Source organism: Enterococcus sp. DIV1537a, from assembly GCF_051712085.1.
In the GTDB taxonomy this organism is placed as follows: domain Bacteria; phylum Bacillota; class Bacilli; order Lactobacillales; family Enterococcaceae; genus Enterococcus; species Enterococcus faecalis.
This window is the reverse complement of the sequence record NZ_JBIOOE010000002.1, coordinates 97,790-104,441: the sequence shown is the minus strand read 5'-3', so window position 1 is coordinate 104,441 and position 6,652 is coordinate 97,790. Positions and strand designations below refer to the sequence as shown.

The following is a 6,652-nucleotide window of genomic DNA, read 5'->3' as shown; positions in this document are numbered from 1 at the left end:
ATTTCGCTTAAACGATCAAGTATTTCATCTTCTCCTATAACTAATTCACCATCGTTAAGAATGGACTGTAACCCATTATACTGACTACCTAACTCTTCAAATTTTTCGGCTAATTCTTCAGGTACGTGTGAAAATATTTTTTCGTTTGTGCGTTGATCTCTAAATTCACCATGTTTATCAATGGCAACACCAGACATAAGGTCCTTTTCATTTGAATAACGAAGAAGCATTTCTGGATTCACTTCTAAACTATCTTTTTCAAACGATTGTTGAATAATTGGCTCAGTAATTTCTTGAATTTGTTGTTTGATTTCATCTCTACGCTCAAATGCTTCTGCACGACCTTCCATTTCATCTGACGTGCTAATCCAAAATTGAATGTACTCATGCTCCCCTCCTAATGCTTCAATTTGTCTAGACAGCTCAGTTGGAAGTTTCAAAAATAACTTTTCATTTGTTTGATATTCTCTAAGATCTCCATATTTATCAAACACAAGTGCTGCTTGAATGTCCTTAACTGATGGATACATCTCTAGGACCCTAGGATTAACTTCTATTTCATTTTCTTTTTCTGACTTCAGCTGGTCGTTCCAGTCCCATTTTTCTTTTCCTTCTGGTAATTCAGGTGAGTTTCTTACGATTGTGTCTTTATTAAATGGTAAGTTTTTGTAGAATTCATCGGCTGCTTCATCATTGTCTATACATAGTTCAATGGTTGGAATTAAAGCAGGCTCTTCAGGTTCTTTATTTTTGTTTAATTCATCATAAGCTAAACGAATGTGTTCCCCAAGAGCGTTTGATTTTAATCCTTCCATTGAAACATACCAGCTATCTTTAACGGCTCCTTTCCCTTCATTTTCAATTTGAAGTGACGCGAAACTCATGGCATCAATTCCTGATTCAAAACAATACAAGTGTTTAGGTTCACCAAACTTAAAATTAAATCCACGATTCGTTTGAGAATGTTCTTGAATTCCCTTATATGCCCCACGTTTGTAATTATCATTCTTTTGAACGCCTTGTTCTGTTGCACCGACAATTTGATTTTCATATTTCCACGCCATCACTAAATTGTTATGTGGTGCGTACCCTTTTTCCTTCATCGCCTCAGATTGAAATTGAGTTTGACGCAATAGGCCTTCTTTGTGTAAGTGATCGACCAACTCTGGATTAATTTTTCGCTCGTTCACTAGGTAATTTTTTGAGTCAGTAAAATCTTGTGTTTCTTTGTTTGGATTGTACTCATAAGGAACCGGCTTGTCGGTAAAATCTCCTACCTCAATAAACTCACCACTGTTAATGTATTGAACCGCTTGAACAAAGTTTTTTACATTTAACTCTTTTTGCACAAAATGAATGGTGTTTCCCCCACGGCCAGACGTTGCGAAGTCGTTGTAAATATTTTTTCGAGTATTAATAACTACACTATGATCATGCACAAAACGGAACTCATTAGCACCACTTTGCTCTAAATCAATGCCGTTTTGTTGCGCAATATCTAAAATGCTTACCTTTTCAGCAGCTGCAATTTCCTGTTTTGTAACACGGTCTTTTTTGATTGTTTGTTTCACTTCTTTTTCACCTTCCATCTCTTTATTGAGCGATTGAATAATCACAGACGCATTTTTTTGACTACTATCCATTGTTTTTAAGCGATACTCATCTGGAGAATCGCGTGTCGCCCAATTTTCAAACTTAACGTTTAGTTCTTCCGTTTGATCCAGCCCATAATGTTGACGAACAATGTATTCTGTAAATGCTTTTTGGAAGGTGCCATTCTTCATCGTCGCATATTGTTTTTCTACGTAAGCGTGAATAACTGGTTCTAACTCAACACTTGCTTTCGTTCCTTCTTGACGAATTTTTTCTTGCGATTCTTTGTCTAACTGTTGAATGTCGTAAGCATCGATTAAATTGTAGTAGGTCTTTTCAGATTTATTTAAGGTGCCGTTGTCAATTAATTTCTTTTGTTCGTCTGTCGCCTTATAAATTGGTACGTATCTGTTTGTTTCTGTTAGAAACGTTTCAATCTTCTTTGCTTCAAAAATACGCAGTGGTTGTTCTTGTTCACTAGCTAAAGACAGGTTATTTGTTTCCAGTTCCTTTTTCGTAATGACTTGCTGTGCTTGTGCGTTTTGTTCGTAGATCAGTTTTACATTGGCCGAACCTTTCCCTGCAAACCGTGCAGCAAATGCTCCATACTCTGCTAATCCATCGGCACTTTTTGATTGATTTAAAACAAGTTCTTTTGCTGCTTGTGTCCGTTCAGTAATTTCTTTTTTGTAATCTGCTCTTGTTTTCGCCATAATTCTTCGCTCCTTTTTAGTCATCTAAGTCAATGATTAATGGTTCATTGCCATTTTGTGTAAAATCTTCATACAGTTCTCTTGCTCGTGCATCTGTGAATACCACAACAGATTTTTCATTACTTTCAATATCACGGACAGTTACTTCATTTGTTAAAAGATTGACTTCTACTACTTCGTTCATCTGCAGCCCTCCTTTCAATTTTTTGTATTAAAAAGAGCAGAACAAAAGTTTCGTTCTGCTCTAGTTCACTTTGTTTAACGTCTCTCTTGTTCCCAACGTATCCGTTGTTTCATTTGCTCGTACTCACGTAATTCTTTGTACTTGTCTGTGTGAGTATCGAGTGATCGTTTTATCCGATACAAATTCTTTTGACTTAAAATAGGGCGCTTGTAATGCTTCCTATCTTGATTGTTATATTTTTGATTTCTGCCAAGTGTTTGTGCCTTGTAAAATTGATTTCCTTTTGAAAAAGGTTCTTTCCTAAAATCTCCTTTATATTTGGCACCATACGGTTGTCGTTGCTCTTGAAACGTGTTATTTTGCTTTTTGTACTTTTCTTCTTGTTTCGTGTCCGTCCTTTTTGAATAGCCATTATCATTTTTTTCTTGGAAAGAATCTTTCGCTTCCTTTTGTTCAAAGGCACCATAAATCTTCTGCCTTCGTTGATTTAATTCAGAATCTTGGCTTCTTAATTCAGTCAATAACGAATTGCCTAAACGCTTTTTAATCGTAAATAATTCGTTTGTAAATTGATCTTTATCTTCACGTGTTGTTTGGCCAAACATTCTTGTTTTCATTCGTTGTTCTTCTTTAATCAGTTCCAAATATTCTTTATACGCTTTTGACTCACTCATTAACGATTCAGTCAATGTATCTATTTTCTCTCGTAGCTCAGGTGACAATTTAGTTTTGTCTTTATCGCCATACACCCAGTGTTTTTTCTCTTCTGGTAATTCTTGATAGATTTCATTTAACAAACGTAATTCTTTTTTTGAATAAATTGTTTCCAGCTTCACTTCTTGCACAATTTCGTTTCGCAGTTCAGATTTTCTTTCAAGTTTTTTAACTCGTTCATTGCCTAAAGCATAATCTCTAAGCTCTCTACCATACGCTTGTTTCATAGCATCCAATGTACTTTGTTTACGGATACCCTTGGGTTGAACGAACTCTTCTCCGTTAATCTTAACCACTTTTTCATCACGTGTATTTCTGTTTTCTACTAAAGCAAAGTGAATGTGAATGTGCTTGGTGTTTCTGTGAATTGACGCCATCCATTGCGCACTGTCTGATAAGTTTTCCTTTTCCATAAGTTCCTTCATCATCGCACGACTCGCATGAATCAGTCCTCGTTCATCTAAAGTATCCGTCTTTGAATCATACAACCCTAGTTCCTCAAGAAACGCATTATCGTGTGAAATGACATCCTGAAAAATGATTGACCCTCTTTTTTGACCGTTTGAGAATTCTTTACTAATTTCTTTTAGATCGTCATCAAAAATATGATTTTGCTTGTCTGTAAAGACACCACTTAATGGAGTATCTTCTGCTGGAATCTCGTCTGTTTCAAATTCATTTAACGAGTGATTGATTCGTTTTAATTCTTTTTCTTCGAAACTTGTAAGGGACGATTTCTTTTCTAATGCGTATTTACGTGTCATGTATGAAACATACTTTGTAAAATCTTGTTCGTCTGTTGATTCCCTGTTTAACAATCCTGAAATTTCAGTTTCAGTTTCAGATAGCTCTTTTTTCTTTTTTAATGAGTTGTAGGTGTTCCCTTCTTCCATAGGATTTTGATCTAAGTGCTTTTGAATTTTAGTCAGTTCCATTTCTTCTTGAATACTACGTTCATTTTTTTTGAGCAACGCCTCTTCACGCGTAATATATTTTAGATAACTCGTGAATGATTTTGCATTTGGTGTGGTAAATTGCGTCGTTAAAATAATCCCTGGACTACTCATGTGTCATACCTAAAAAGGAGATCTCTTAGCAAATAAATCATCTGTTTTTCTCTCCGAGATTTTTTTTCGTTTGGTTGATTTAAACGTAGTATTCGTTTGAATGGTTTCTTCTACTAGCTCTTTTGCACGAGCATAAAGTGTTGAATTTTTGTATTCTTTTAGCTCACTAACATCGATTGTTTCTTCCATTGCACTAGTGATAATGGTCAATAGTATTGATAATTCTTTACTCATTGCATTCAATTTACGTTCACGCATTTTTTTGTTTTCGCCATCATATTCCATACACAAGTATCGGAAAGCTTGACTTAAATTGTTTACACCAGGAACATTTTTAATAATGTCGTCAATTACTTTTTGGTGTTCTTCCTCAAAAGTCACATGTCTATCAATCATCGCTGTTGACTCCTCTCAATTCTTCAATCGGAATACCTGTCATAAGTTCTATCATCATTTCGTTGCTTTCAATGTATCTCTCAAACGTATCATTTTGAATTTCCATAATTCTAGTAAATCGATCAATCGTTTCTTCTAAAAGTTTCTTTTGAAGTTCATATACAGGCATAGCTTGTTGACTTTCAAGAACCATTTTAATGTATTCATTTCTTGAAACAGGTCTATTCAATTTGTTAGTTAGTTCAACTGCTTTTCGATCAAATGATAGAATTAATTCCTCATTTATTCCCCTGATTTTTATATCCTTTGGTTCCATATTCATACGTTTTTTACTCATAGATTTTTTTCCTTTCCTCAATGGATAGTCTTTGGTTTGTATCCGCAGACTATCCAGAATGGTTTGTACGCTATCCATTCGCTATCCATAATTAGCGAAAAGTGGCCCCAATCGTTTTTCTTACAAATCTAATAGGCACAGCCTATTTCCGTCCTCAAATTTCAATTTGGGGACAGATTTCCCTTATGCTCTTTCCATTTCTCTCCAAGGAACTGATTCAGTGAACGCTCTAATTGAATGTTCTATCTCTGGTTCAGGTAATGAATCATATTTCCCATAACATTGTCTGACGCTGTATTTTCTGTTTTTTCTCTTCCTAACTTCAAATGTGTAACGATGTTTATCATCTTTATACTTTAGAATCATACATTTGCCTTTCATTACTAGATTTAAGTAACTATAAACACAGTGGTGCATCTCTAACCCTTCTAAAAACAATTCCTTGTGTGTTTTTATTACTTCAAAACGACTATCTTGTTCCGCTGCTTCTATCAATTGATCAAACTTTTGAGGAAAAGAAAAAGTAAAATCCTTTAATTTTCTTTGTTTTTGTTTATTTAAAAGTTCAACTAACGAATCATGGTAGCGTCTCATCCCTTTAACTGTAGTAAAGTTTAAGGTTATCTTTTTGTGAAGCATTTGTGCCATATCATATATATCATCAAGCAGCATACTTAAATCCCTCTGTTCATACGTAAGTTCCTCAAACGTTTTGAAACCTGTCACTTGATTTGTTTTTATCAGGTAACTTTCTAACAATTGTTTGTAGAAATCCAAATCATTCTTTTTACTATCAAAGATTTTACTTGGAAATACATCTATTGATTTATGCTGTTCTACAAAAGCTTTCATTTTATTCAATTGATCCGTTGTTACCTTTGTTCTTAATTTGTAAAATGCATAGCTGTAACGTAATGGATATTTGTTAACACTTTTAGAAAAAGTAACTCGTTTATACTTCTTATTTAACAGATCTTGTTTGTTCCTTGCCTCAATGATTTCTGTCCAATAAATAGGTAATCGGTCTTTCTCTTTTGTCATTTCATTTACAAAAGGATTCATCATTTGAAATGTTTCAGCAAGCGCTCGATCCATAAAAGTTAATTCATTATGCAATCTTAGAGGCACAGATCCATAACCTCTCCAATGTTCAGATAAGTCTAACCCATTTTCTTTATCTTCTAAAAACGTGTGTACTTTCGTTGCATAGCGGACGTAGCAATTTTCTGTCACTTCATATTCCAAACCTTTTACAATTCTATTGGCATTCATTTTTTTAAATTTTAAAACAAGATATTCTTCGCCTGTACCTTCTGAAAAATAATTTTCTTGATCTTCTTCAGTTAGTCTACGACGCTTCTCAAAATTGACTTCTACCAAGTACTCATCCGTTTCGCAATATTTTAAATCCACGCCTTCGATTAATCTTTGCTCACACATAATCTTTCGTACGGCTTTTATGTTTAACACTAGCTTTGATTCTTTTGGAAGAACCAATTCGCCATCTTTACAAATAAAAGTGTGGCTAGTTACTTCTTGGTTTAAGAGCAGCATCCCTTCAATAGAATTATTTATTAAGTCATAGCGTTGAAACTTTTCATCTTCTATAGCTGTAAATAACTCTTGTAAGCTAAATGATTTCACGTTT

General features: G+C 34.4%; 6 protein-coding genes. All 6 read right to left on the bottom strand.

Going from position 1 to position 6,652, the window contains the following annotated elements:
• Positions 1 to 2,306 (bottom strand): toprim domain-containing protein (locus tag IGJ41_RS14155; protein ID WP_438714790.1); only part of this gene is annotated, 2,306 nt, incomplete at its 3' end.
• A 16-nt stretch (positions 2,307 to 2,322) separates the two neighbouring features.
• Complete coding sequence (locus IGJ41_RS14150) at positions 2,323 to 2,490, bottom strand: hypothetical protein (protein WP_010825639.1); 168 nt, start codon at positions 2,488 to 2,490, stop codon at positions 2,323 to 2,325.
• A 74-nt stretch (positions 2,491 to 2,564) separates the two neighbouring features.
• A complete protein-coding gene (gene mobP2, locus IGJ41_RS14145; protein ID WP_438714788.1) occupies positions 2,565 to 4,271 on the bottom strand; it encodes a MobP2 family relaxase in 1,707 nt (568 codons plus the stop codon).
• 9 nt (positions 4,272 to 4,280) lie between these two features.
• Positions 4,281 to 4,667, bottom strand: coding sequence for a hypothetical protein (locus tag IGJ41_RS14140; RefSeq protein ID WP_010825637.1), 387 nt, complete (start codon positions 4,665 to 4,667; stop codon positions 4,281 to 4,283).
• Positions 4,660 to 5,004, bottom strand: a complete 345-nt coding sequence (locus IGJ41_RS14135) for a hypothetical protein (protein ID WP_010825636.1) — start codon at positions 5,002 to 5,004, stop codon at positions 4,660 to 4,662. The genes IGJ41_RS14140 and IGJ41_RS14135 overlap by 8 nt, the downstream gene beginning before the upstream one ends.
• Positions 5,005 to 5,187: 183 nt before the next feature.
• The gene (locus tag IGJ41_RS14130; protein WP_016626031.1) at positions 5,188 to 6,648 is read right to left on the bottom strand and encodes a PcfJ domain-containing protein; all 1,461 of its coding nucleotides are present in this window, start codon (positions 6,646 to 6,648) and stop codon (positions 5,188 to 5,190) included.
• Positions 6,649 to 6,652 lie beyond the last annotated feature (4 nt).

What these genes read in the sequence shown, in the direction of transcription:
- IGJ41_RS14140 (WP_010825637.1), bottom strand. Translation starts at nt 4,667, where the DNA reads ATGATTGATAGACATGTGACTTTTGAGGAAGAACACCAAAAAGTAATT.
- mobP2 (WP_438714788.1), bottom strand. Translation starts at nt 4,271, where the DNA reads ATGAGTAGTCCAGGGATTATTTTAACGACGCAATTTACCACACCAAAT.
- IGJ41_RS14150 (WP_010825639.1), bottom strand. Translation starts at nt 2,490, where the DNA reads ATGAACGAAGTAGTAGAAGTCAATCTTTTAACAAATGAAGTAACTGTC.
- IGJ41_RS14135 (WP_010825636.1), bottom strand. Translation starts at nt 5,004, where the DNA reads ATGAGTAAAAAACGTATGAATATGGAACCAAAGGATATAAAAATCAGG.